The sequence below is a fragment of the Paracoccus sp. L-17 genome (genome assembly GCF_056857655.1).
The window spans coordinates 17,481-42,910 of sequence record NZ_JBSXNM010000020.1; the positions used below are offsets into that span (position 1 = coordinate 17,481).

Below are 25,430 nucleotides of genomic sequence, written 5' to 3' on the forward strand. Positions count from 1 at the left end.
CCCGATACGGGAGACGACGATGACCAAGCTTTCCGACACCCAAGCCCTGATCCTGAGCGCCGCCGCCCAGCGGCCCGAGCTTATCGCCCTGCCGCTGCCCGAGAGCCTGCGCGGCGGCGTTGCCGCCAAGGTGGTCGGCGCGATGCTCGCCACGGGCTTCCTCGAAGAGGTCGACACCGAAATGCGCAAGGGCGAGCCCATGTGGCGCGAAACCGGCGACGGCCACGGCACTACGCTGGTCGCCACTGACGCAGGCCTCGCCGCCATCGGCATCGAGCCCGAGGACGCGAACCCAGCGCCTGCGGGCGCGACGGACGCGCCGACCGAGGAGCCCGTGCCGGACACTCCCACCGAACCGAAGGCCGCGCCCAAGACGCGCACGCCGCCCGAGGGCACCAAGCAGGCCAGGCTGATCGCCATGCTGCGCGCGCCGGACGGCGCGACCATCGAGGAGATCATGGCCGCGACAGGCTGGCAGTCGCACACGGTGCGCGGCGCGATGGCCGGGGCGCTGAAGAAGAAACTCGGGCTCGAGGTGACCTCGGAGAAGGTCGAGAACCGGGGGCGCGTGTACAAGCTCCCCGCCGCCTGAGGCACCGGACCCCGACAAGCTGATGACCGCCGTCCCTCCGGGGCGGCGGTCGATCATTTGGTGGTCCGCATCCGGATTGCCTCGAACACCCGCCGCAGGGCGAAGGACCTCGCAATGCTCACCACCGTGAACACCGCGCCCATTTTCAGGTTCTGCGCCAGCGTCGTGTGCAGCCCGAAGATTGGGAAGACGAGGATCTGCGTAACGACAGCGAAGCCGTAGCCTATCGCGACATTGACAACGGCCTCGACCAGCGACATGGCCCGGCTCTGCTTCATCGCCCACCCTCAACCATCGGCCAGCAGTTCAACTGCGAGACTTCGGAGCGCATGCGCCGCGACCCGCGTGACCACTCCGTTGCCACAAAGCCGAAGCCAATCCACCCGTTGGCCAGCCAATCAGCGCCTCGGCAAGGCCGAAAAATCAGGCTAAGCGGCCGTGACAGTGCTTGAATTTTTTCCCGGATCCGCATGGACACGGGTCGTTTCGGCTTGGTCCGATTGGCTCAAGACGCATACCTTTGTTTTCGATCCGAGCCGGGGCATTGATGTTACCTTGGTCCTGAACCGCAAATGACCCGTATTTCGTTACGTGTGAAGTCTTAGCGCCGACACGACTGCGCTTTCCAAGGGCGATCGATCGCGTGCCAATGGCAAGTGGTTCTTCAGAACCCAATGAAGCTTCAATCTCGGGAAGCAAGGTGAGAGCTTCTCGACGAGCCTCATCCTCCCGACCGGTGTGTAGAAGACATCCACAGATCCAATGCCGCAGCTGTAGTCGCGCATAGCTCGTTGGAGAGAATTCGGAATCGCTCGACGCTTCCATTATGCGCTCCAACTCTTCGAAATGAAGAAGTGCGGACTTATAAAAACCTGAAATAAACAGTTCTGCACTGTAGTTTTTCACCAAGTGAATTAGGAAGTTTTCGCCTTCTCCAAAATGTTGTTTAGCGACAAACACCGCTCGAGCAAGTAAACGGTGCGCAGCATGATTTTCGCCAGTTTGAGAGAAGAACTTCGCACGGTTGCTCAGTCTTGTAGCCAGCCTAGACGCACCCTCTTTGTCTAGACCGGCCGGGGCCAGTTCGAAACTTTTCCATTCTGGTGCCTCCGGATCATATGCTCCTTGCTCACGCGCATCTGCCGCTGCGCTTTCCTTTAAAAGATCGTGGAGGTATTGCGTGTCATCGCCACTTCGCAATGCCGTTGCAAGGTTGGCAAAATACTGTGCGCGCGGACCCGAGTCAGGGTCGAAAGCGGCTTCGGCATCATAGTAAATGGCCAGTTCAAAAGCTGCCGAGCGCAGATCTTCGCGGATTGCGTCGAAACCAAGCGCCATCGTCTTTAGCTGGCGTGAACGACCATCAACGTCATCGATCCCTGAGTCAAATTGCTGGCTCTCTCTCCATGCTATTGGAGATTCTTTGGAATGCCTTTCCTCAAGGCTCTCAGCGCGATTTCGGAAAGCAGCTCCATCAGCCTTTTCAACATCAAGCTTCTGCTTTAGCGCTGATAATTCCGCATCAAGAGCGTCAATGCGCGCTCTCGCCCGAGCCAGATCTCGAAGTGGAACCCGTTTTGCAAGCTTAGCAGTCAACCCATTGAGAACACCCAAAACGCCAAGCAATGCTGCCACTGCTCCGAGTTGCTCAAGAAAACTCGCGCCTGAAAACTCTAGCCAGATTGCCTTTAACAATTCCATGGGGAAGGTCTGCCCGTAAAGAGTGCCTTCATTCCATTGTACAGGCCAGTCCTACTCGAAGCCAGTTTTGTTGCCCAGCCGCTCGGCCTTCACCTCGGTGAAGGTGTGGCCATCGCCGTCGAGGATCGCATCCTTGCCGGTTTCGGCCTGCCAGCGTTCCACGGCGACATCGACATAGGCGGGGCTGATCTCCATCGCGAAGACACGGCGGCCGTTGGCCTCGCCCGCCATGATCTGCGAGCCGGAGCCCGAGAAGGGCTCGTAGCAGAGGCCGTCCCGCGCCACATGCTGGCGCATCGGGATGCCGAAGGCGTCGAGCGGCTTCGGCGTCGGGTGGTCGGGCCGGTCGTCTTTCGCAAAGCTCGGTAGCGCCCATGTCGACGGTAGGGTTTCCTCGGCAACCTTCGGCGGACGGTTGGGGCGGCGCCAGCCCATGAAACAGGGCTCGTGCTTCCACAAATAATGCGACCGGGTCAGAACCCCGCGGTCCTTCACCCAGATGATCTGCTGGTGCACGAACGCCCCAGCCTTTTCCCAGCAAGCCTCCAGCATCGCCTGGCGGCGCGATGCGTGCCAGCAATACCAGGCTGCATCATCGGCGATGGCTTCCGCCACGGCCGCCGCGATGAAGCCGTCGTAGAGTTCCGCCCCCTGCGAACTGTCGTCCCAGGTCGTGCCATAGGACGAAGACCAATCCTTGTTGCGGGTCGGATGGTTCGAGCCGTCGTAGTCCACCAGATAGGGCGGGTCGGTCGCGAACAAGATCGCCCGCTCGCCGTTCATCAGACGGCGCACGTCGGCCGCGCTGGTGCTGTCACCGCAGAGCAGACGGTGGTCGCCGAGGATCCACAGATCGCCAGTGCGCGCCGCAGGATTGCGCGGCGGTTCGGGGATGGTCACCGGCGGCACGGAGCCCCCGGCGCCACCCTCTTCACCGTTCCCCTCCGGCACGAAGGCCAGCAGCTTGTCCAACTCGCCGTCGGAAAAGCCGACCAGCGACAGGTCGAAATCATCAGCCAGCAGATCGTTCAGTTCCGCCGACAGCAGCGCTTCGTCCCAGGTGCCGAGTTCCGTCAGCTTGTTGTCCGCGATGCGATAGGCCCGGCGCTGCGCCTCGGTCAGGTGGCCCAGCACGATCACCGGCGCTTCGGTCAGCCCGAGCTGCGTCGCGGCCAGCACGCGCCCATGCCCTGCGATCAGTTCGCCGTCCTCGGCGACGAGGCAGGGCACGGTCCAGCCGAACTCGGCCATGCTGGCGGCGATCTTGGCGACCTGGTCCGCGCCATGCGCCTTCGCGTTCTTCGCGTAGGGCTGGAGCTTGGCCAGCGGCCACGTCTCGATCGCGTCCGGGGCGAAGCTCAGCGTCATGGTGGGCAAGGTTCCTCGGTCGGGTGGATGCCGGTGGCTTCCGGACTCCGGATGCCGCGCTGGACTCCAAGCGGGGTCCAGCGGCTACCAGCGGTGTCCGGTCGGAAGGCCAGCGTTCATTGGTGTTTGCGCGGGGCGTGAGTGGGGCTGGCTTCCGGGTGGCTTCCCAAAAATCCGGCCCTGTCGCTGGCGATGTCCCGCGCTTCGCCCGCCAGCATACGAATATCGCCAGGAAGGAACCGGAAACTGCTGTGGGCTGGACCCCGGCCGGACCCTCGCTGGATACCGGGGTCCAGGTGGCCCCTGTCAACGCAAAGGGGAGAGCGAGCCCTTCGGCGCACTCTCCCCATCTTGCCGTCGGAATAGCACGATCATGTTGCAGATGTCGAAGGAAAAAGTGTTGCAACACATTGGAGTCACTGCACATTCAGGCGCGCGGCGATCTTGGTCAGCGCCAGCTGCCAACGCCGCCAGGCGGTCGTGCGGTCGCAGCCGAGTTCCCCGCTGATCTGCTTCCACGGCACACGGGCCGCGCGCGACCAGACGAGCTTGCGCTCCGCCTCCTCGATCCAGAGCACCCAGTCGAAGGTCTGCTCGAGCCGGGTGATCGCGGCGGCCGACGGCCAGACCCGCATCGGCTGCGGCTCCATCGCCGCGATCTCGCGGCTGGTCCGCACGATGTCGGGCCAGGTGTTGAAGTAGCCCTGCGCCTTCACCGGCGGCAGCTTGCGCAGGGTGCGGAACGCCTCCTCGAAATGATCGGCGACGCAGTCGGCGGTCCATTCGCGATCAGCCATGGCGCGCCTCCCTGTCGGAAGGACGCGGGCCGTAGAGCTTTTCGCCGAGCTGGCGGACCAGTTCACGCTCGGGCCAGGTGAGGCGGTCGTCATCGGCGGAGACCGCGAGGACGCCCTGTTCCCGCCAGCCCTCGCGCTTGACCTGCTCGGGATCCCGGCGGCGGCCGCCGTAACCGTGGGGATGCCATCTCATGCGACACCCCCGTTCGTCTCGATCGCCCAGAGCAGGATCGCGATGGCGTCGGCCTCGTTGTCGTCTGCCGGGCTGAAGCCGCGGGCGGTGACGGCGGCGACCATGGCGGCTTTGTCGGCGTTGCCCTTGCCAGCGGCGTGACGCTTGATCGTGCCAACCGGGACGCCCTCGTAGGGAACGCCGCGCAGCTCGGCCCATGCAGTCAGCGTGGCCATGAGCCCGCCGTAGATGTGGCTCGCATCGGTGCCTGCGTGGCGGCGGACTTCCTCGAACCAGATCGTGGCGACGGGCCCCGACAGCCGGTCGATCTCGGTCAGCCAGTTGGTGAAGCGCAGGTAGCGCATGCCGCCGCCGTCGAAGCGGCCCGGGCGCAGCGAAACGGTGCCGCTGGTGATCAGGCCGTCATGGCCGCGGATCGCCCAGCCGGTCGAGGTGCCGAGGTCGAGCGCAAGGATGCAGCGGTTGCGGGGCGTGTCGAGCGGCAGCGATTCAAACCTTGCGCCGTCGCAATTCGGGATCAGAGTCGGCTGAGCCATGATGGGTCTCCTTTGCCGGTGGCCTGTGGTGGTGGAAGACGACGGCGGTCTGGTGCTTGGCGGTACGGGGCCGCCGTCGTCGGATCGGGAAGCGCAAGGAAGCGTCACGGCGGCGCGCGCGGCTGGCCCGGACGTATGGGAGGAGTGGCCACCCCCGTGGGGTGGCCCTCCCATACGTAGTATGGGGGTTTGACACCTAACTGTTCCGGGGTGTTCAAGTGGCTGGAATCATTGCGGAATAAGACTTCATGAAGTCTTCGGGCATGAGTCAGGGACCTAACTCTTATTTGCCCGTAACCTGTTGATTTCGTTGAGTGCACAGTTGGCGCTGTCATATGAGTCAGGCCTCACTCATATGAGTCAGGTCGTCTTCGAGCCCCTCCGGGTAGACCCAGACGGCGGGGTTTTCGACCTGCAGGCAGAGCCCGGACTGGGGGCATTTGAAGTGGCTGGGCAGGACCGGACGGGCGGTCGTGGTGACCTCGCCGGTGTCCGGATCGACATGCTCGTCGGGCGCGCCGAACTGCATGCCTTCCACGCAGAGGTAGCCGAACCGGGACCGGGTGACGGGGAAGCCGAACCCCGAGGGGTCGCGCAGGAACTTCACGAAGCCCTTGGTCGCCAGCACGCTGAGGCGCTCGCGGATCGTGTGCTTGCTGCCCAGACCGCCCCGGTTCTCGAAGGTCTCGGCGAACTGCATGGCGGTGTACAGGCGCTCGCTCGCCGCTTCATCCAGCAGCATGCCGAGGATGACATCGTGCTTGCGCAGCCGCTCGGCATCGAGCCTGGCGCCAACCTCCTTGCGCACCAGGCGTTCGTTCATCGGGTTCAGCTCGACCCATTCGCCCTTCACCTTGTCGATGAGCTTGCCCGGCAGCGCGGGGCCGTTCCGCAGTTCGATTTCCAGCCTGCGGACGCTGCTGTCCTCGTCGGGCCGGTGCATGAGCAGCCCGGAGGAATAGAAGCCCCGCAGCGCGCTGGCGCCGGAGAGGGCGAGGAAAGGATCGTCCTTGACCTGGTGCTTGGTGGCCTTGCGGGTGTGGTGAGCGAGGATGACGCCCGAATCCGGATTGACCGCCTCGCGCAGGAGCTCCACCCGGTCCTTCAGGAAGAACATCATGGCGGTGTTGTCGTTCTCGCCGCCCCCCTCAGGTCCGCCATCGAAGAGGTTGCGGATCGGGTCGATGACGATGATGTCGGGCGGCGCGTCGGGGAATGCGGCCCGGATCGCCTCGGCCACGCGGGCGACGCCCTCCGCGTCGAGCAGCAGCTTCAGCTTCGGCGTGGCGATGAAGGTGTCGCGCGCGGCGGCGATCACGACGGCGGGCAGCGCGATCTGCTGCATGCGCTCGCGCAGATAGTGATACTGGATCTCGGCCTGCAGATAGAACACGCGCAGCGGCCGGGGCGGCGTGAAGTCGAGGAACGGCACGCCAGCGGCCATGTGCACGAGCCAGCAGATCAGGAAGTCGCTCTTGCCGACCTTGGGCGCGCCGCCCAGCACCAGGAGTCCGCCCGGGGTCAGCACGCGCGGCCCGATGATGTCCTCGGGCATCGGGCTCGTGTCGTCGAGGAGCGCGCCAAGGCTGAAGGTCGGCAATGGGCTGGCCGGGGCATCGGCGTGGGCTGTGCGCAGGAGCGGCGGACCGTTGCGCTTCACATGCAGCGCCCAGAGCCGTTCGGACTCGGCCATCAGCCGATCGAGCGGCCAGGACGGGCGCAGCATGGCGGCGTTGTAGCCGCAGATCGCCTCCCAGCCCGCGAAGGGATCGAGGCGGCCCTCGTGGACGAGGCGTACGTAATGGCCGATGGCGGCGCTGGCCCCCTGGAAGCGGGACCAGTCGTCCACCGCGCCTTCGCGCACCGGCGTGGTGAGCACCGCGTCGATGCCGGGCTTCGATGCTGGTGTGGCAACGTCGCTGGCGAAGCCTACGCCTGGCAGCGGCGGCATGTCGGCGACCTTTTCCGCGAAATCGGCAAGATCCACTTCGACCGAGCGATGCTCGCGGATCTGCACGAGGCGTTGATGGCCGTGCTTGTGATAGACGGTGCCTGGCACCCGGATCGGCTGGTGCGCGGAGCGGAAATGCGTGTCGCCGCCGACCTTCACCGCGATCTCGCCCCGCAGGCGACAGAGGGTGACCAGGTCCTCTCCCTCAGCGGGTTCGGTCAGTTTCCACCAGACATGGAGCTTCGCGGCGCCCTCTGGCGTGCGCCCGCCGCTTTCGATGATCAGCGTCGGCGTTCCGATGTGGCGGGTGACATGGTCGAGCTTGGCCGGGATGTCGCCCGCATCGAGATCGACGACGATGGCCTGCATCTGCAGCACGTCGGCGGCGCGGGCCTGGCCCTGCTCGGCGACCGTGCCGGGGATGACATAAACCGCAGCGCCTTCACGGTTGGCCCATGCGGCAAAGGTCGTGAGTTTCCCCGGCGCGGTGTCGTCGGCGGGGATCCAGATGTTGTGCGGCTTGCCGTCTCGGCCCTGACCCTTGTCGACGAAACCGCGGAGCGGGATCAGCCCCTCGCACCAGCTGAACACCGTGTCGAGAAAGACGGCGATCTGGTCGGGATCGGGATCACAGCCGAAGGGATTCTCCGACGGCGGCCCGTCGTTGAAGTCCATCCACGGGTTGAAATGCAGGATGCCGTCGTCGTTCATGCGGGAAGCCCCCAGCAGCGCGCGGACCAAGGGCAGAACCGGCATTCGAAGAAGTCGGGCGTGGTGGCGACGCGTGACAGAAGCTCGCCCGCATCGGTCGCCTGCAGGATCCGCACGCCCCGGTCGGACATGCGCTGCGCGAGATCGGCATCGAAGGCGACCTGCTCGTGGTGCAGCTCGGCCGTGTCCTTGTTGATCGCGGTGAAGAGCGCGGGCGCGGTCGAGATGCCGGGGACCGTCGCCTCCATGTAGGCCTGATAGACTGCGATCTGGGCGGCGTAGACCGGCTTCGACTTGGTCACGCCGTCCTTGACGCAGGCGCGCCAGTTCTTCGCGTTCATCGTCTTGCATTCCCAGAGGGCGGGAACGGCGAGACCGAACCCCTCCGGCCCAGCAGCGATGATGCCGTCGACATGACCGCGGATGCGCCCGCCCGCGACGGAGAACCCGAACTGGCCGCCATCGGGCCGGTTGCCCTTGCGGGTGTAGAGGTCGAAGCCCGCGCCACGCAGCCAGGTGACGGCCAGATCCTCGAGCGCGTGGCCGATGGCGAAGATGCGCAGCGACTGGCCTCTGAAATCCTGGCCTTCGTCCTTCGGCGTCGCCGTGAACTCGAATTGCAGGGCGCGCTCGCAGGCATGGCCGAGGCGCGAGCCGCCGAGATAGTCGCGGGGCGGCCGCGTCGCCTGATCGGCGGTGAGGGCCCGATCAACGGCGGCGTTGACCCGGTCGGCAAAGCTGGGGCGGCGGTTATAGTCCAGCATGCTGGCCTCCCTCGTAGCTGCGGTGGGCGAGCCCGTGGCAGGTCGAGCAGAGCCATTCGACCGAGAGCGGCGCGTCATAGTCGTGGTGATGCGCTTCGAGGTCGGTCACGCAGCCACATCGCTGACACCAGACCGGCACGACGATCCGACAAGCCTTGACGGCACGCCTGACGATGCTGTGGGCCCGATATTTCTCGGCGTGGCGCAGGCGATAGCGACGCTGCGCCTCCCGATGCTTCTCGGGGTTCCTGAATTTCTGCGCGTAGGCGCGCTGGTATTCCCGGCGGCAGTCGCGGCACCAGGTCTGCCGACCATCGGGACTGAGCCGGCGGCGTCCGAACTCGCAGACGTCCTTCTCGACGCCGCATTTTGTGCAGAGCTTGGTCAAAACGGCACCTCCGGCGTCTGCGCCCGGGCGATGTCGGACATGGCCTCGCGGAAGCCCTCGACGGCGTCCTCGATCAGCGCGCGCACCTGCGCCTCGGTCAGATCCGCAAGCGGGGTGGCCCAGCCGATCTCGTCCATCAGCAGCGCCACGCGCTTCATGGTGGCGGTGATCGCGGCGCGCTCCTCCTCGGTCAGATCAACCATGGCGAAATGCTCCCGCGCCAAGCGCGTCCAGAAGGACTGGCAGGACATCGAGCAGAACCAGACCGAGGGCCGGGGTCGCTTCGACCGGTGCGGATCGAACCAGCCGAAGCCACGGGTGGGTTGCCGGCAGACAGCACAGAGCGTTCCACGCGGATGCCAGAGTCGCCGCCGGTCCTCGGCCGTGATGGGGATGAAGGTGGACATGGGTCATGCCGCCCTCCGTGCGGGGCTGGCCGCCGTGTCGATCAGCTGGCGGATGGCGCGCTTGTTGAAGCCGAAGGTCATCAGCGCCGAGGCGCGGTAGCGCGTCAGGCCGAAGTCGTGGCGGCACTCGGGCGGTAGGTACTGCAGCTGCTTTTCGGTCGGCGGCTGGCGCAGCCAGGAGCGGGTCTTGAAGGCGCTCTCGTCGGTCTCGTGGGTGTTCAGCCAGTCGTCGGCCTGCGCTAGGCAGACCGTGCGCTCGCCGACGCCGAGCAGATGCGGGCGTTCGCCTTTGGCCCCGCCGATTGCGTACCAGACCCCGTCCAGCCAGAAGATGCCGCCCCAGGCTGCGAAGCCCGTGGCCATCAGCGCGTCGTCCGTGCCGTAGAGGTCGACCCACGCGAAGCTGGACCGCTTCAGCAGGTCGATCTCGGTCATCATGAAGCCCGACAGCGGCGCGGCACCGTCACCTTCACCGGCCTCTTCGTCCTCGCGCGGGAACACCTCGCCGCAAAGCGGGCATTCGGTGGCGGCGAGCGGAATATCGGCGCCGCAGCCGGGGCAGGTCTTGGTCGGCGCCTCGCCGGTTTCGGTCTTGCCGTCGAGATCGACATCCTGTTCCAGCGTGCCGTGGATCAGGCTCGACGTCCCGAAGTCCAGCACGACGCAGTCGGTCTTGACGATGCCGGGGTGTTCCTCGGGATCGACGGTGCGCAGGCCGCGCCCGACCATCTGGATCATGGTGGACTTGTAGGAACTGGGCCGCAGCAGCACGACGCAGGAGGTGGGCGGGTGGTCCCAGCCCTCGGTCAGCACCGCGACGTTGACGACGACGCGGATGTCCCCCGCCGCGTAGTCGGCGAGGATCGCCTTGCGGGTCTCGGCCGCCAGATCGCCATGGATCAGCGCGGCGGAAACGCCCGCCGCCCTGAAGGCGTCGGTGACGTGTTCGGCATGCGCGACGGTGGAGCAGAACACTACGGTCTGCCGGTCGCCCGCCTTCTCCTTCCAGTGCCGGATCACCTCGTCGGTGACGGGGGCGCGGTCCATGATGCCGGCCACCTCTGCCATGTCGAAATCCGACATGGTCTTGCGGACAGAACGCAGCTCGTCCTGCACGCCCACGTCGATGACGAAGGTGCGCGGCGGCACGAGATGGCCCGAGGCGATCAGCTCGCCCAGCCGCACCTGATCGGCGACATTGTCGAAGACCTCGCGCAGGCCCTTCCTGTCGCCCCGGTTCGGCGTCGCCGTGACCCCGAAGATCCGGGCGTCGGGATTGGCCTCGCGCACCCGATCGATGATGCGGCGGTAGCTGTCGGCGACGGCATGGTGCGCCTCATCCACGACCAGCAGGTCGAGACGCGGCATGTCGGCCAGGTTCGAAGCCCGCGCCAGCGTCGGCACCATGGCGAAGGCGACCTTGCCGCCCCAGGACTTCTCCGTGGCGTCGATGACCGAGGTGGCGACGCCCGGCACCACGCGCTGGAACTTGGCGCGGTTTTGCGCCGTCAGCTCGTCGCGATGGGCGAGCACGCAGGCCTTGGCGCCGTCGCCGATCATCTCGCCGGTGACCGCCGAGAGCATGATGGTCTTGCCCGCACCGGTGGGCGCCACGCCCAGCGTGTTGCCGCGGGAGGCGAGCGCAGCCACGCTGCGCTCGACGAAGGTCTTCTGGCGGGGGCGCAGGCGCATGGCCGGTCTCCCCCTTACTGCGCCCAGCTCGGCCGCCCGGCGGCGCCGGGGGCGGACGCGGGCTGACTGGGCTGGGTGGCCGTGGCGGGCTGCTGCGGGGCGTGGCCCTGCGCCGGGGCGGCGGCGAACTGCGGCGCGGCCGTGCCCATCAGCGCGGCGTAGTCGCGGTGATCGGGGGTGACAGCAGCGCGGATCTCGTTCTTGTCCTCGCCGTTGGTGTCGGTGCCGATGTCGATGCGGGCGACGAACTCGACGCCGTCGAGATCGCCGAAGCCGTTGATGCGGCGGCGCGCCTGCGCCTCGGGCGAGTTGTCCTTGTCCGACACGCCGCGCGCCGAGTTGAGGATGCCGCGGATCAGGCCGCGCCCCATGTTGGCCCAGTCAGGGCCCTTCGGGCTGTAGAGGCCGATCAGCGACCAGACCTTGCGGCGGGCGTAGGGCCCCTCGAGCACCGTGTATTCGGCGTCGAGATAGACGGCGCCGGTGGCGGCGCGGCGCGCCCAGCCGCCGGTCCAGCCCTGCGAGGGGTCGTCGAAGCCGCCGGGGCGGAGCGTCAGGCGCACCTTGGCGAGCGTGCCCTTGGGGATGACGTTGGTGTTGGATTGGGCGGAGTTGAAGTCGTTCCAGGGTCCGGACATTGCGCGGCTCCTTTCAGGTTGAGGATGGGACGCGCAGCGGCGTCAGAGGGGAAAAGCCACCCCGGCGACCGGATCGGGACACCGGGCGTGGGGGGAGGCGCTCAGCCATGGCCGGGCTCCTGCGCGGGGGCGGGATCTGCCGGGGTCACCAGCGGCCAGGTCAGGCGTTCGGAGGCAGGCGCCGCGGGGCGATGGATCTTCTCCATCAGCCGGCCAAGATGCGGCGGCTCGACCCTGTCGAGGCGGCCCGAGCGGTCCTTGGCCGGATAGCCCCAGGAGTTCAGAGTCTGGCAGACGAAGGCGCGCTGCGGCTGGCCGCCGGGGTCCGGGATGTCGGCCATGGTGATGACCTGATCGACGATCCCCGGCAGCTCCAGCCCGGTCTTCGAGCCGTCGATCTGCGGCTGGAAGACCTTGCGATTGAAGTCGTCGAGCCTCTCGTCGAGGATGCCCACGAACCAGACATGCTTGCCGCGCGTGTGCTGCAGGTGGGTCAGCCAGCCGATCATCTCGCGGCCATGCAGCCCGTAGGCGCCGCGGATGTCGGGCTTGCCGGTCTTCTCGGAGAACGCCTCGGGTTGGCCGCGGCACCATTGGAAGCAGAGACGACCGGCCACGGTGATCGAGTCGATGAAGACGGTCTCGTACTTTCCGATCACCGCCGGATCGCCGTAGCGCCCGCAGACCTCGTCGAAATGCGCCTGGCTGTAGGGCTGATCCTCGCGCAGCGCCGGGTTCGGCCCGCCGATGAACACCGCGAAATCACGGCATTCCTTCCATGTGCGGGGCCGGAGCGTGTCGATCTCCAGCCCCTCGACCGCCAGATCCCCGGCCTCGAGATCGAGGAAGAGCGTGGTCGGGGCGTTCAGCGTCCAGAGCAGACTGGTCTTCCCGATGCCGGACCGGCCGAAGATGACGCCCTTGATACCCTTGCGCTGAGCGAGCCGTTCGTCAGCGCCGATGATGGGAAGGGCCATCACTGGCCCTCCTTCTTCATCACTGCCGCGGCGGCGCGATCCGCGCCGATGCACCCGGCCTCGCGGGCGAGCTTGTAGAGGCGCTTCAGCGCGTCGGCGCGGCGGTAGGCGGCGGTGCTCTCCCGCTCAGCCTCCACGATCGCGAAGGCGATCTCGTCGACGGTCGCCTCGACGACCGGCATCGGCTCGTGCGGTTCGTCTCCGGGACGCTGCGGGAGGGAGAAGGTTTCGGGGAGATCTTCGAGGGCGTAGTTCACCTTGCGAAGACAGGTGATGGCGTCCGGCTGGTCCGGCATGGCGGTTCTCCGTGAGATGATGTGATCAAGGAGGCGCATCACGCGGCCTCGCGGACGTCGGGCGCGGGCTCGGCGACGTAGATCGCCAAGAGCGGCGTCCCGTCGGCATGGGCGCCGGCGTCCTCGATCTGATAGTTGCGGTTGGGCTCGCAGACCTCGGTCAGCTCCCAGCGGCGATAGAGCCCCGGAAGACGCCTGAAATCCTCGAGCGACAGATCGGCAGTGCGGTTCATGCGTGTCTGCTTTCGGTTGGAGGGAAGGCGCTCGGGGCGCTCGAATGGAAAAAGCCACCGGCGGGACCGGATCGGGACATCGGGTCAGGGGATTTCCTCGAGGGCGTCGTTCAGTCGGCGCATCGCGCGCTGGTACCGCTTGCGGGCGGCGGCCTCGGTCAGGCCCAGTGCGGCTCCCGCTTCGGCTTGGGAAAAGCCCTCGACCGCCACGCGGATCACCAGCAGGGCGTCGTCGCCGAGCAGCTTCCGCACGGCGCCGTTCAGCAGTGCGTACCCGTCTGCGCCGATGCCGCGGTTGCCGCTGTCCGCCACCTCGTCGGGATCGGCGCAGCTGGCGAGATATTCGCGTGCCGTGTCGCGCCGGCGCACGCGGATCATGTCGCGCTCGACGTTGCGCAGCACCGTGGCCGCGATCCAGTTGACGCGCCTGAGATCGAGGCTGCGGACTGCCTCGGTGGTGCGCGCCAGAACGTCGGACGCGATCTCATCGGCAGTGCCGAGCCTGCGCCAGATCGATCGGCGGCGGATGGCGTCGAGGCCGGGCCAGAGCGCCAGCAGGAGCAACGTCAGCGCACAGTCGGACGCGGGCCCGTCGCCCTGCGCCGCTCTGACGAGCGCGGAGAGGATCAGGTTCTTCTGGCCCTGATCGCCGGTCGTGCCGTGCAGCCCGTCCAGCAGGGCCGCCGGATCCCGGAACGGTGTGAGGGCAGCCTGCGCACGTCGGACGGCGTCGAAACTGCGCTGGAAGTGAAGGTTGGAAGAAGAATGCATGAGGTGATCACGGATCTCGTGCCACGCGATAGACATCGGACGCCTGCCTTGCGGCCAGGCGTCCGGCGCCTTCTCGTGGCCAGGTCAGGACGTCGCGCGTCTCTGCGATTTCAGGGGATTGGGTGAATGCGCGCGTCAGCGCGCGGGCGCGGTCGCGTTGTTCAGCGTGCCGCAGCCGCGGCAGGTGGCCTGAACCGGGAAGCCCACGAGATACTCGTGCCCCCGCGCGAAGCGCAGGTGCATGCGGCCGTCCCGGCAGACGCCGAGCAGCTTGTCACAGCGCGTGCAGCGCCATTCCGAGTTGTGGTTGGTGGGCTTGGTCTTCGCGGTGCCGGACCAGCTCGTCGGGGCTGCCTGGCGCGAGGGGAAGGGAGTCGGCATGGAAGTGCTCCTCTGATCGATGGAGCACTCCCATTGGCCTGAGGAATCGGAGCCCGTCAGACCCCCCAATCGGAGCCGGATCGGAGCCAGCTGTCAGATTGCGATCTCCCACGGCCCCTTGGCGCCAAGACTTCTCAGAAAGTTGGCCTTCAGCTTGTCCCACAGCGGCTGCTTGAAGATGTTCGACAGGGACTGGTCTTCAGCGATTCCCTTGACAAGATCCTTGGTCGACATCGGCGTCGGGCCGTTGTTGTGGGCATCGACCAGCCGCTGGATGATCTGGATGCGGTTTTCGCCCTTGATGTCGATGGTGCCTTTCCCTGGCACGAAGAGGGTCGCGATATCATCGCCGCTACGGGTGAGTCCGACCGTCATGCCTCCACGGGCCAATATCCGATGTCGCCGGAACACGGACCGGAGCTTGTCTGCGACCAACGCGATTTCGGCTTGCTTGGTGTCGATCTGATCAACAAGTGGCGTCAGAACATTGGCCGCCAGGCACGGTCCAGGAGCGGTGCCGGCCTGCAGAACCAGTCCAATACCGAGGTTGTGGCGCGCCCGAAGTTCCGTATCGACGGCAGACCGGACCCTCTCCCGGTCGAGACCACGCGCAAGGTAGATCGGAACATCGCCGCCATCGATGCTGAGCGTTCCAAGGTAGAGGAGATGATCGGTCAGCTTCTCGATGGCGGGCGCATCGAGCGCCTTTTCGAGACTTTCCTTCAGGTGTTGCGCGACCCAGCCGTCACGCACCCGATAGATCCTGTAGCGATCCGGGTTGCCCGCAGACGTCGCCTGTCCCTCAGTGACCTTGAGGTCGGCCACCTTACGGTCTTCTTCCTCCGAATCTCCCTTCTCGATACGAACGACCACTTCGGCTGCCACCGGGCCGACCTCGTCTTCATCGTCGATCAGGTCGTCGCCTTCCCAGCCGGCCGGCACGAGGAAGCCCAGATCGTTCAGGAGGCCAGGATCGACACCGCGAGATTGGAGCCATGCGCCGGTGACCCTGTCAGCTCCGATATCCCATATGGCCAGCAAGGCGGGCATGACAGCCATGCTCTCCTCATCGCCCGGTGCACGGCCATCACGGAGGATGTTCCAGTGTCTGAGCAAGCGATGCCCCAGAACGCGCTCGAAAGGGTCGTCGATGCTGAGAAGGCTGCTCGTGTTGCGGTCGGTGAGCGTGAAGTTGAGGGTTTGCGCCTCATCTCGTCCCGCGCGGAAATACCGGACCGCAATCTCGACGAAGCGGATTGCGAGCGCCCGCTCGAAGATCCTCGGAAGGCCCGGATGGCTGTCGATGATCTCTGAGATGTCCTGGTCGATCGTGGTGGAAAGCGAGAGGCGGTTGGCGAGATTGCCGATGCTGATGTCAGCGCGGATCACCTGCGCGCGGTCGATCACCACCTCGTCAAGTTCCGGCGGTTCAAGATCGAGCCCCTGCAGGAACTGCGAAATGTCGTAGGCCTGAAAGTCGACGGGCTGGTTGGAGTAAGTCTGCTCGAGGGCAGTCTCGATGAAGCGTTCGGCAACTGTGTGCCTGAGCTTTCGGTTGCCTGCGCGGACATGGACCCGCCCAGTCGATGGCGTATAGACGATCATCGCCTCTCCAGGCGGGCGGAAATAGATGCTCGACCGATTGCCATCGTCATCGATCTCCCGAACGCTCGTGGGGGGATCGGGATGGAATAGCAGGTACATCTCCGCCGCCGGTTCATCGCCGTCCTCGGGGATGTCGAACTTGTCGATGCTGTAGCCGTCGCCGCGATCGAGACGCTTGTTGAGGTCGACCAGAAGCTCGTCGAGCAATGCACTGCCGGCGTCGGGGCCCCCATCGACCGAAGGCTCGGCCATGAAGGTCTGGTAGTGCTTGTCGTAGCGCCGGTAGAGACGCAGGTGCAGGCTGTTCTCCGCCGCTTCAAACAAGCCGTGTTCGTTGGCGTAAGCCCACAGGCTTCGCGCGAGCTTGTCCCGCCGGTTCAGAAGTTCCTTGGCGCGCTCGGGTTCGAGCGTGGTCTTGGCGAGACCTTCGAGGACATACTCGCCACGGTGGCTTGCGATTGTGACGATCCGGGCAGCTTCAGCTTCGAGAGGCCCCAGCCGGTCCTTCTTTTCCTGGGGCAGCATATTTCTGGCAACCGACGGACCGTCCGGATTCTCGGGGTCGAACCTGTAGGGCCCAAGCCAGCTCAGCCTCTCGAAAGCCTTGCTCTTGAGGAATCCGGACAGCAGTTCCGGCTCTGCATCGTCGAATAGCCGAGAAAGATTGGGGCAAGTTCTGGCCGGGGCGCGTACCATATAAATCTCCGAAAATACTGAGCTGAACTATAGATCGCGACCGTAGTGCCTAGCTCGGGGCTCGACACCGCGACGTCGCCTCAGGGGGCCGAGTTGACTAACACCACCCTCCCGGGCCGAGAGAATCGTTAGGGCAAGATTCACGCGCGCGTCCTCGATCAGCGCCGAAATACGGGGACCGATCGGGCTTGCTTTGCACGGCATGAACTCACCTCATCGAACAACTGCTCTCGCTTGATTCAACTCCCGATGATCATGGACAAATCCGTGATCGGCAAGCCCTGATGTTCCCTTCCTGTTCGCATTCACTCATCTCGTTCAGCTGAGATGTCCCGTCGGGGGCGGCTGGGTGGCTTTTGATCGGTAACGACACCACCGAACACGGCTGCCGAGACATGAAACGCCCGAACCCGCTCCCTCCCGACCAGATGACCGCCTCCGAGCGCCGCGCCGAACTCTGCGGCCTGCTGGCGCTCGGGCTGGTTCGGCTGCTCGGGCAGGATGGACGCGAAGTATCTGACAATACTGGAGAACGTTGCCTACACTATCCCGACGACCAATGCCGTCATGCAACTCCAACTCACCGGAGAAACGCATGACGAAGCCCGATCCCATCCCCGCGCGCCTGGCCGCGCTGAAGTCCATGTCCGTCACCCAGTTGAAGGCGGAGTGGCAGACGATCTTTGCCACGGCGGCGCCAAACAATAGTCGGGCGTTCCTCGAGAGCCGGTTGGCCTACCGCATCCAGGAACTGACTTATGGCGGTCCTGATCGCGAAACCCGGCGCATGCTGGACCTGCTAGCCGACGAGGTCGGCGGCACCCTGACACGCAAGAGCCAGATCGCCGATCCTCGCAATCCCGTGGTCGGCACGAGGCTGATCCGAGAATGGAACGGGGTAGAGCACACGATCACGGTCTTGCGGGACGGATTCGAGTGGCAAGGGCGACCGTACAAATCCTTGTCCGCGATTGCGCGGGCGATCACCGGGACGCGCTGGAATGGCTACCGCTTCTTCGGGTTGCGTGAACGAAAGCGGGGGAATGATTGATGGATCAGCGTCCAAATCCCGTCCGCCGCCAGCGCTGCGCTATCTACACGCGCAAGTCGTCCGAGGAAGGGCTGGAGCAGGAGTTCAACAGCCTGCACGCCCAACGAGAGGCCTGCGAGGCCTACATCGCCAGCCAACGCTCCGAGGGCTGGGTGCTGGTCCGCGATCAGTATGACGACGGCGGCATCTCGGGCGGGACGCTGGAACGGCCCGGTCTCAAGCAGCTTCTGGCCGACATTGAGGACGGCCTGATCGATGTGGTGGTCGTCTACAAGATCGACCGCCTGTCGAGGTCGCTGATGGACTTCTCGAAGCTGGTCGAGGTCTTCGACCGCAACGGCGTGACGTTCGTGTCGGTCACGCAGTCCTTCAACACCACCACGTCCATGGGGCGCCTGACGCTGAATATCCTGCTCAGCTTCGCGCAGTTCGAGCGCGAGGTCACGGCCGAGCGCATCCGGGACAAGGTCCGCGCCTCCCGCATGAAGGGCATGTGGATGGGCGGCTATGTCCCGCTCGGGTACGATGTGAAGGACCGCAAGCTCGTGGTGAATGAAGACGAGGCTGCCACCGTGCGGGGCATCTTCGAGAGGTTCGTCGAGGTCGGATCAGCGACCGTGCTGGCCCGCGAACTGCGCCGCAAAGGGCTCCGCAACAAGCAGGGCACCTTGGTCGACAAGGGATATCTCTACAGAGTGCTGGTGAACCGCGTCTATCGCGGCGAGGCGGTCCACAAGGGCAAGGCCTATCCCGGCGAGCATCAGGCCATCATCGACGAGCAGCTGTGGGATCAGGTCCATGCCATCTTGCGGCAGAATCCGCGAAAGCGCGCCAACAACACCCGCGCGCAGGCGCCAGCGCTGCTCAAGGGGCTGATCTTCACGGCCACGGGCGCCGCCATGACCCCGAGCAGCACGAAGAAGGGCGCGCGGCGATACCGGTACTACGTCTCGATGGACGTCATCAAAAACCGCGAACCCAGCGATGAAGGCATCCCGCGCCGTCTTCCTGCCGACCTAGTGGAAGCGGCTGTGGTGACCGAGTTGCGGCGGGTGATGCGCGCGCCGTCGATCACGGCACAGGTCATTGCCCACTTGGCGCGCGAGGGTCACGCCTTCGCCGAGGCCGACGTGATCTCCGCGCTGCAGACGTTCGATGACGTCTGGGGCCAGCTGTTCCCTGCAGAGCAGACCCGGATCGTGCAGTTGCTGGTGCGCCGGGTCACGGTCACGTCCGAGGGGCTGGTCATCGATGTCCGGACTGACGGCGTCTCCGGCGTCATGCGCGACATGATGGCGCCACGAAAGAAGGTGGCGGCGGAATGATGAAACCCGACGAGTCCATCCAGATCTTCGTACCGCTCAAGGTCCGCAAGCAGAACGGGCGACCGAAGATCATGCCGCCCGCAACCTATTTGCCGAGCGAAGACCGGACGCAGGATCCGCATATCTTGCGCGCCATCGGCCGGGCGTGGGGCTGGCGGCGGCGCATGGAGACTGGTGAATTCAACACGGTCACCGATCTGGCGAAAGCCGTAGGGCTGGCCGAACGCCATGTCAGCCGACAGCTGCGGCTCGCCTATCTCGCGCCGGGCGTCCTCAAGCGACTGGTCTACAAGCGCGAGGTGCCCGCCGTGACCCTGTTGAAACTGACCGATGTCGCGGCCCTGCCATGGCACGCACAGCCGGAGCGGGTGTTCGACTGAGGCTCAGTGAAAGCTCGCCTGAAACGCCGTTGCGGTCAGCGAGACATGCGCGTCCAGTGGCGGGTGCAGTTCGAACGCCTTCGGCTCGCGTGAGAAATTCCACAGCCGGAACAGACGCCATTCCGACCGGCGCTCATCGGCCACGGCCAGTTCGTTGCGGGTGATGTGGAACGGCGTGCGCTCCCATCCGTTCGTGGTCTTGACCTCGATCAGCCGGGGTAGCCCGTCCGGGGCGAAACTGGCGATGTCGTAGCCCGCGCCATCGCCATCCTCCTCCGACACCCAGCGCACCTTGCGCGCCAGATCGTCCCGTCCTGCTGTCCGCAGTGCCGCGCGCTCATGCGCCAGCACACGTTCCTCGCCCGCGCGGCCGAGGGCCCGGTTGCGCTCGTCCCGCCCAGCAACGTCGAACTTGCGGGCGATGTGCAGCATCTGGTCCAGTTCCTGCGGAGGCGGCTGGTTCGACAACGTCGGCGGCGGCCCGATCCAGATCTGCGCCGCCTCGCGTAGGCCAGCGGCGGGGTGCAGCCCCGGTTGGCGCCCGAGCCAGGCGGGGTTCAGAGCCAGCCACCGGGCCACGGCATCCACCAAGGTCATCTGGAAATTGAACGCGGGTTTGTAGCCGGGGATCCAGTCCTCGCCGAGGCCCTTCAGCACCGCGCTGATGTTCTGGTGCTTGAACTCGACGGACCCCTCGGACCGGTTGTTCAGTAGCGGCAGGAGCGCCCGGCGATGCTCGGCCTTGCTGTAGCGGCGCGCGGAGATGTCGTCGGCCAGCATCGCGAAGTAATCCGCGACGATCAGGTCGTTCTCTGCATCCGTCCAGGGCCCGTTCGACATTGCGCCAGGCTATGGGCGCGAAGTCTGTTTGTCATCAGAGACTTCTGGCAGGGTCTTGGCTCGCTTCGGACGCTTCCGCCGGACTTGGAGATCGGCCGCCACTGAGCCGTCCTTCTGACCGCCCTGCGCCTTCGTGTTGGTCTCCGTCACCGGATTATCTCGCGAACGGGGCGACCTCATGAACCTGACAACCCATTGGAAATACGAGGATGTTTCGCACCGTCCCGTGGCCGTTGAGGGGCGTTCAAAGAGAGACGCAGGCCATTCGGAGACCCGTTCTGCGTCAAGCGTCCAGTCTCCGAAGGGCGGATGGCCCGGCCAACGCCCTTTGAAACAAAAAGAAAAAAGGCCCCAATCGGGGCCCCTGGACGGATTCAGTATCTGAATGTGGCGGAGGGGATGGGCCTGATATCCAACCTTCTCTGGATCGAAAACCGCACGCTGGTGCGGCTTGAGGATGGTCGGCAGCGAGCCGACCATCCTCAGCCATACTAAGGGCGCTCACCCTCCGGGACGAGGATCAGACCGTCATAGACATCGAAGAAGTCGGCATAGGCGAGCGCCTCGCCCACGACGCCGTTCTGGTCGGCGGTGATCGACCGGATGGGATTCGTGCCGCCGTCCTGATCCTGGGCGAAGACGGTGAAGCTCTGCCCGGCTGGCAACCCGCGCGCGGTGATGTCGATCTCCTCCGTGCCGGCCACCTGTCGGATGTTGGCCGCCGCGGAGGCGCCTTCGGCACCGCGAACCTCAATCGCCAGGTTCTCGACCCGCTGGTCCAGTCCCTGCCGCCCGAGGTTGGGGGCATCGGCGCCCGAAGCCGCGCCGGCCACATAGACGAGCGCCTGAGGATCCTGGCCGACGCTGAGCGTCGCGATGACCTCGTTGGTGGCGGTGTCGATGATGTCGAGCGCGTCGGATTTCTGGAGCACGACGTAGAGGCGGCTGTTGTCGGGGCTGGGCCAGATGCCGTGCGGGGCGGCGCCCTCATGCTCGATAACGGCCACCTGTTCGGGCTCTCCGTCGCCGCGCCGGAAGACCTTGGTTTGGTTGAGGCCGCCGACGGTCACATAGGCGTAGTCGATGCCGTCGCGGGTGACGAAGTTCGGGTGGTTTGTACGCGGTCCCGTCTCGAGCACCGCCTTCACCTCAAGCGTTCGTGCGTCGATGACAGTGGTATGGCCCGTGCCGGGATGACCGAGCCACAGCTCCTCCCCGTCGGGGGTGATTGCCTCGTCCGCGGAACCGCCGGCCTGTTCGGGCACGTCGATGGTTGCGATAACCTCGCGGCTTTCGGTATCGATGACGGCCACCACGTTGGTGAACAGATGGTTGACGAAGGCGCGGCGCCCGTCGGGACTGAAGACCACCTTGGATGCGCCGGGGGCCGTGTCGATACGCTCGATTAACTGACCGCTTTCACGGTCCACGACGTCGACACCATCCTCGCCGCGTATCGCGACCCAGACGGTTTCGCCATCCGGCGAGATGAACGCCTCGTGCGGCGAGCGGCCGACATAACCGGTGACAGCGACCTCGTTCGTCTGCGGGTCGATCACCTGGACCGCGTTCGACTGAACGCTGACGACGCTCAACCCGCTGCCGTCGCGGGCGAAGCCCAGACCGTGGACGTTCTCCTGATGCTGATCGACGGGCGCCATGTTATTCTCGATGCGCTGCGCACCCAGCCTGATGGTCCCCAGCACCCTTTCCTCTGCCGGGCTGATGACGGTGATGGTGTTGGAGCTTTGGTCGGCCGTGTAGACGCGGTCGCCGGGTCCGATCGGCTGCGCGCCCGGCAGCGACGGCGCCTGTCGCGCCGTGACTGTGCCGACCTCTACCGGGATGACCACCGGCTCGCCGTCACGCAGGATCGGGGGGTCGGTTTCGGTCGATCCCGGGCCAAATTCATAGATCTCCCCGCGCCCGGTATCGGAGTGGAGCATGGCGTAGAGCGTGTCTCCTTCGGACACCTGCGCGCCCACCGGCACGGACACCCGCGTCTGTCCTGCGTCGACGAAGGCGTGTCCGATGGATTGAGGGACCACCGGGCCTCCGCCCTCCGCCGCCTGGTGCAGAACGACGAAGGCGGGTCCGTCGATGCCTTCGACATCGAAGGACAGCACGCCGGCCTCTACCGACGTTCCGGCCGCCGTCAATGTCTGGGCCCCAACGGGCCCGGCAAGCGCGACGGCGGACAGCATCGTGCTCGCCCCGAGCATGGATAGCGGCTTCCAGTTTTTGACAGTCATCATTTCCTCCAGAAAAAGGTTCGGACCATCTGCGCCCTCGGTAACAGACGGCCGGGATGGCCAAAGTATTGCGAGACCGCCATTCACGACCCGGTGATAGCTGTGAGGCGCGCTCGCCTTACCCGCTCCCCACAAGGCGTGTCGCCCAGCATGGCTTCATGCTTTTCCCTGTGATGCAGGCAGCAATGCGCAGAAGGCGGACTCTGCTCGGGTCAGGCGCCGTTCCCGGTGCCGGACGAGGCGGAATTTCCGATGCGTCAGGACGATCTCGACGACCCGCGTCCGACCGGCTTCGACGGATCGCGCCACGACAAGGTCCGACAGGATCGCCGCGCCCGCACCCGCTTCGACAGCGGCGAGGACGGCCTCGTTGGAGGGCAGTTCGAGAGGGTTGCGCAGGGCACCCACCGCCAGTCCTCGGGCGGCGATCCAGGCCTCGAACACGGCTCGCGTCCCCGAACCCGGCTCGCGCAGCACCCAGTCGGCCTCGGCCGGCGTTTCCAGCACTGCCCGTGGGTGCGAACCGGAGCACGGCAAGATCAGAGCCATGCGATCACCGTCGCACTCGGTCGCATCCAGCAGATCATCGTCGCATGCGCCCTCGATCACGGCAAGATCGGCATCGAGAGTGCGGACCGCAGCAGCCGCTTGATCCGAATTGCCGATCAGCGTCGTAAGTTCTATGCCCGGATAGGCCGCACGGAACCGGGCGAGACGGCCCGGCAACCAGTAGTTGGCAACCGTTTGGCTCGCCGCGATCCTCAGATGGCCGCGCACCAGCCCGGCGATGTCCTCGAGCGCGCGCTCGGCCAAACCCGCTCGCGCCAGAACCGCCTTCGCCTCGACGATGAAACTGCGCCCGGCGTCCGTGAGCACGATGCGCCGGCCGACCCGGTCGAACAGGCTGACCGCGTGCCGCTCCTCGAGGGCGGCGATCGCGGCGCTCGTCGCGCTCTGGGTCAGGTTCAGCGCCTCCGCGGCGCGGGTCACGTGTTCGCGCTCGGCGACGGCAAGGAAGATGCGGAGCTGATCGAGCGTCATCCTGGGGCCCCTTGTGTCAAAAGGACCAGTCCGAGGCTGAGCGCGACGACGAACAGCCACGCCGCGGCGCCCAGAAGCGCCGGGCGCAGGCCTTCGGCCGCCAGCTTGCGCACATCGGTCTCAAGCCCCATCGCCGCGAGCGCCATCGCAAGCAGGAACTGCGTTAGGCCTGTGGTCCAGGGCGCGACCGTAGCGGGCAGCCATCCTGTGGAGGCGACGCCCACCATCGCGACGAAGCCCAGAACGAACCAGGGGACTGGCACACGGGCGCCCCCCGCCTCGCCGCCGCGCCGTGTGGCGAAGAAGCCGAGCGCGAGCACCATCGGCGCCAGCATCATCACGCGCGTCAGCTTGGCGATCGTCCCGAAATGACCTGCCTCCTCGCCCTGCTGGAACGCGGCGGCGACCACCTGGGCGACCTCATGGATCGAGGCGCCGGTCCAGAGGCCGTAGGCGTGCGGCCCCAGCTGCAAAAACGTTTCGGCGACCGGGATCAGAGCCATCGACAGCGATCCGAACACGGTGACGCAGGCGACCGCATAGGCGACGTCCTCATCGCTGCCGCGGGTCACCGTATTCGTGGCGATGACCGCGGACGCGCCGCAGATCGATGTGCCGGCTGCGATCAGCTCGGTCAGCTTCGGGTCGAGACCAAGCAGCCGCCCCAGCCATTTGGTGAAGACGAACGTCGCGACCAGCGTCGTGACGATTACGCCGACGCCGACACCGCCGACCGCCGCCACCTGGGCGAAGGTCAACTGCAACCCGAGCAGAACGATGCCGGCCCGCAGGATCTTCTTCAGGCTGAAGGAGACACCGGGCTTCGCAGCCGCGGGCGTGCCGACGAGGTTGTGGAACGCCATGCCGATGAGGATGGCGAGGATCAGCGGGGACAGGACGCCGATGCCGGGCAGCTGGCGCAACCCGAAGGCCGCTGCGGCAATCCCCCCGGCAAGGGCCATGCCCGGGACCGGGTCCAGCAGGCTCGGCGTTGCGTGGGAATGGGGTCTGGCTACGTCCGTCATCACGACCTCGTTCATCTTGAATGCGATGCCCAAACTTCGCGCTTGGGAAGTAATTTATCCAACCGAACGTTCTGTATGTTTCATTCGATTCTATCGATAAGCAGGCTAGGCGCGCTCCGCCCTGCATCATTGCTCTCGTCCTTCGATTGCCGACTTCAGGTATCGAGGAGATTTGAACGCGTTCATGAACGCGCCTGGAGGAGCGGACGCGTAGGTCGCACCTGACACAGGCCAGTTTGCTCGGGTGCTAGTTTCAATGGCTTGTAAACTGGTCCCGGTTCGACGGCGCTCCCCGCGGTCAGCGGGGAGCGCGATCACTCAGTCGTTCGCTTCGAACTTGACCACGAGCGGGCCACCCTCACCCACCACTGGTTTGTCGTGGTCTGTGCTGTCGGGACCGAACTCGTAAACGCCCAGTTCGCCGTCATCGACGTGGAGCATGGCGATCAGAGGGCCGTCTTCCGCCTCTTCCGTCAACGCGACCGCGACATTTTCGGTCGTGCCGGCCTTGACATAGGTGTGGCCGATCGAGGCGGGCACGACGGGCTTGCCATCCTGCACTGCGTGGATCACGAGCCAGCCATCCTGGTCGGCCGACACCGACTGGACCGTGACCGACTGCCCGAAATCCTGCTCCTGCGCCGTGAGAGCGTTCTCGGCCGCGGCAACGCCGCTCAGCGCGGGAACGAGGGCAATCGCGAGGGTGATGGACCTAATGTTCGGCATGAAGTCTTCCTTTCGTTGATGACATGAAGGCGCCGCCTCACGGGCCCTTCGGACAGATGACGTCTCCCCCTCAGAAACCCTTCCAAGAAAATT

General features: G+C 65.7%; 26 protein-coding genes and 1 pseudogene. 4 read left to right on the forward strand and 23 right to left on the reverse strand.

What is annotated here, in order from left to right:
• Positions 1-19 precede the first annotated feature (19 nt).
• Positions 20-592 carry a DUF3489 domain-containing protein gene (locus tag AC13CR_RS01320; RefSeq protein ID WP_482900733.1) on the forward strand — a complete coding sequence of 191 codons (573 nt, stop codon included), beginning with the start codon at positions 20-22 and terminating at the stop codon, positions 590-592.
• 53 nt (positions 593-645) lie between these two features.
• Here AC13CR_RS01320 and AC13CR_RS01325 read toward each other — a convergent pair whose 3' ends face one another.
• The 18 genes and pseudogenes from AC13CR_RS01325 to AC13CR_RS01410 all read right to left on the reverse strand — a co-directional run bounded on the left by AC13CR_RS01325 (position 646) and on the right by AC13CR_RS01410 (position 16,697).
• Positions 646-870, reverse strand: a complete 225-nt coding sequence (locus tag AC13CR_RS01325; RefSeq protein WP_482900734.1) for a DUF7220 family protein — start codon at positions 868-870, stop codon at positions 646-648.
• Between the two features lie 145 nt (positions 871-1,015).
• Positions 1,016-1,087, reverse strand: a pseudogene (locus tag AC13CR_RS01330) (SEC-C metal-binding domain-containing protein); the annotation flags it as partial.
• A gap of 1,257 nt (positions 1,088-2,344) precedes the next feature.
• Positions 2,345-3,661: a site-specific DNA-methyltransferase gene (locus tag AC13CR_RS01335; protein ID WP_482900735.1), complete on the reverse strand. Its 1,317-nt coding sequence runs from the start codon at positions 3,659-3,661 to the stop codon at positions 2,345-2,347.
• Between the two features lie 416 nt (positions 3,662-4,077).
• Positions 4,078-4,458 carry a DUF6362 family protein gene (locus tag AC13CR_RS01340; RefSeq protein ID WP_482900736.1) on the reverse strand — a complete coding sequence of 127 codons (381 nt, stop codon included), beginning with the start codon at positions 4,456-4,458 and terminating at the stop codon, positions 4,078-4,080.
• The gene (locus tag AC13CR_RS01345; protein ID WP_071796301.1) at positions 4,451-4,651 is read right to left on the reverse strand and encodes a hypothetical protein; all 201 of its coding nucleotides are present in this window, start codon (positions 4,649-4,651) and stop codon (positions 4,451-4,453) included. Before AC13CR_RS01345 ends, AC13CR_RS01340 begins: the two co-directional genes overlap by 8 nt.
• On the reverse strand, positions 4,648-5,187 hold the full coding sequence (locus AC13CR_RS01350) for a crossover junction endodeoxyribonuclease RuvC (protein WP_482900737.1): 540 nt from the start codon (positions 5,185-5,187) through the stop codon (positions 4,648-4,650). The genes AC13CR_RS01345 and AC13CR_RS01350 overlap by 4 nt, the downstream gene beginning before the upstream one ends.
• A 340-nt stretch (positions 5,188-5,527) precedes the next feature.
• Complete coding sequence (locus tag AC13CR_RS01355) at positions 5,528-7,849, reverse strand: AAA family ATPase (RefSeq protein ID WP_482900738.1); 2,322 nt, start codon at positions 7,847-7,849, stop codon at positions 5,528-5,530.
• Positions 7,846-8,613, reverse strand: coding sequence for a PD-(D/E)XK nuclease family protein (locus AC13CR_RS01360; RefSeq protein ID WP_482900739.1), 768 nt, complete (start codon positions 8,611-8,613; stop codon positions 7,846-7,848). Before AC13CR_RS01360 ends, AC13CR_RS01355 begins: the two co-directional genes overlap by 4 nt.
• Entirely contained in the window at positions 8,600-9,001 is a 402-nt protein-coding gene (locus tag AC13CR_RS01365) for a hypothetical protein (protein WP_157814984.1), read from the reverse strand. The genes AC13CR_RS01360 and AC13CR_RS01365 overlap by 14 nt, the downstream gene beginning before the upstream one ends.
• Complete coding sequence (locus AC13CR_RS01370) at positions 8,998-9,408, reverse strand: DUF6511 domain-containing protein (RefSeq protein ID WP_482900740.1); 411 nt, start codon at positions 9,406-9,408, stop codon at positions 8,998-9,000. Before AC13CR_RS01370 ends, AC13CR_RS01365 begins: the two co-directional genes overlap by 4 nt.
• A gap of 3 nt (positions 9,409-9,411) precedes the next feature.
• A complete protein-coding gene (locus AC13CR_RS01375; RefSeq protein WP_036732869.1) occupies positions 9,412-11,100 on the reverse strand; it encodes a DEAD/DEAH box helicase in 1,689 nt (562 codons plus the stop codon).
• Between the two features lie 14 nt (positions 11,101-11,114).
• Positions 11,115-11,738, reverse strand: coding sequence for a hypothetical protein (locus AC13CR_RS01380; protein ID WP_036732867.1), 624 nt, complete (start codon positions 11,736-11,738; stop codon positions 11,115-11,117).
• Between the two features lie 101 nt (positions 11,739-11,839).
• On the reverse strand, positions 11,840-12,715 hold the full coding sequence (locus tag AC13CR_RS01385) for an ATP-binding protein (RefSeq protein ID WP_482900741.1): 876 nt from the start codon (positions 12,713-12,715) through the stop codon (positions 11,840-11,842).
• Complete coding sequence (locus tag AC13CR_RS01390; RefSeq protein ID WP_036732865.1) at positions 12,715-13,011, reverse strand: hypothetical protein; 297 nt, start codon at positions 13,009-13,011, stop codon at positions 12,715-12,717. The genes AC13CR_RS01385 and AC13CR_RS01390 overlap by 1 nt, the downstream gene beginning before the upstream one ends.
• 38 nt (positions 13,012-13,049) lie before the next feature.
• Positions 13,050-13,244, reverse strand: coding sequence for a hypothetical protein (locus AC13CR_RS01395; RefSeq protein ID WP_018303655.1), 195 nt, complete (start codon positions 13,242-13,244; stop codon positions 13,050-13,052).
• A gap of 84 nt (positions 13,245-13,328) precedes the next feature.
• Entirely contained in the window at positions 13,329-14,051 is a 723-nt protein-coding gene (locus AC13CR_RS01400; RefSeq protein WP_036732862.1) for an RNA polymerase sigma factor, read from the reverse strand.
• 99 nt (positions 14,052-14,150) lie between these two features.
• Positions 14,151-14,396 (reverse strand): hypothetical protein, encoded by a 246-nt coding sequence (locus AC13CR_RS01405; RefSeq protein WP_036732858.1) that lies wholly within the window; start codon positions 14,394-14,396, stop codon positions 14,151-14,153.
• A 93-nt stretch (positions 14,397-14,489) separates the two neighbouring features.
• The gene (locus AC13CR_RS01410; RefSeq protein WP_482900742.1) at positions 14,490-16,697 is read right to left on the reverse strand and encodes a hypothetical protein; all 2,208 of its coding nucleotides are present in this window, start codon (positions 16,695-16,697) and stop codon (positions 14,490-14,492) included.
• Between the two features lie 595 nt (positions 16,698-17,292).
• Here AC13CR_RS01410 and AC13CR_RS01415 point away from each other — a divergent pair.
• The 3 genes from AC13CR_RS01415 to AC13CR_RS01425 are packed head-to-tail and all read left to right on the forward strand — an operon-like array spanning position 17,293 to position 19,453.
• Positions 17,293-17,748, forward strand: a complete 456-nt coding sequence (locus tag AC13CR_RS01415; RefSeq protein ID WP_036732847.1) for a DUF2924 domain-containing protein — start codon at positions 17,293-17,295, stop codon at positions 17,746-17,748.
• Positions 17,748-19,073 carry a recombinase family protein gene (locus AC13CR_RS01420; protein ID WP_036732844.1) on the forward strand — a complete coding sequence of 442 codons (1,326 nt, stop codon included), beginning with the start codon at positions 17,748-17,750 and terminating at the stop codon, positions 19,071-19,073. The genes AC13CR_RS01415 and AC13CR_RS01420 overlap by 1 nt, the downstream gene beginning before the upstream one ends.
• Positions 19,070-19,453: a hypothetical protein gene (locus AC13CR_RS01425; RefSeq protein WP_036732840.1), complete on the forward strand. Its 384-nt coding sequence runs from the start codon at positions 19,070-19,072 to the stop codon at positions 19,451-19,453. Before AC13CR_RS01420 ends, AC13CR_RS01425 begins: the two co-directional genes overlap by 4 nt.
• Positions 19,454-19,456: 3 nt before the next feature.
• Here the strand turns inward: AC13CR_RS01425 and AC13CR_RS01430 are convergent, their stop codons facing one another.
• The 5 genes from AC13CR_RS01430 to AC13CR_RS01450 all read right to left on the reverse strand — a co-directional run bounded on the left by AC13CR_RS01430 (position 19,457) and on the right by AC13CR_RS01450 (position 25,337).
• Positions 19,457-20,293 carry a protein NO VEIN domain-containing protein gene (locus AC13CR_RS01430; RefSeq protein ID WP_036732838.1) on the reverse strand — a complete coding sequence of 279 codons (837 nt, stop codon included), beginning with the start codon at positions 20,291-20,293 and terminating at the stop codon, positions 19,457-19,459.
• Between the two features lie 491 nt (positions 20,294-20,784).
• Complete coding sequence (locus AC13CR_RS01435) at positions 20,785-22,545, reverse strand: DUF7282 domain-containing protein (RefSeq protein WP_482900743.1); 1,761 nt, start codon at positions 22,543-22,545, stop codon at positions 20,785-20,787.
• Between the two features lie 156 nt (positions 22,546-22,701).
• Entirely contained in the window at positions 22,702-23,586 is an 885-nt protein-coding gene (locus tag AC13CR_RS01440; protein ID WP_482900744.1) for a LysR substrate-binding domain-containing protein, read from the reverse strand.
• Positions 23,583-24,626: a YeiH family protein gene (locus AC13CR_RS01445; RefSeq protein ID WP_482900745.1), complete on the reverse strand. Its 1,044-nt coding sequence runs from the start codon at positions 24,624-24,626 to the stop codon at positions 23,583-23,585. Before AC13CR_RS01445 ends, AC13CR_RS01440 begins: the two co-directional genes overlap by 4 nt.
• A 303-nt stretch (positions 24,627-24,929) precedes the next feature.
• The gene (locus AC13CR_RS01450; RefSeq protein ID WP_482900746.1) at positions 24,930-25,337 is read right to left on the reverse strand and encodes a DUF7282 domain-containing protein; all 408 of its coding nucleotides are present in this window, start codon (positions 25,335-25,337) and stop codon (positions 24,930-24,932) included.
• Positions 25,338-25,430: the final 93 nt, after the last annotated feature.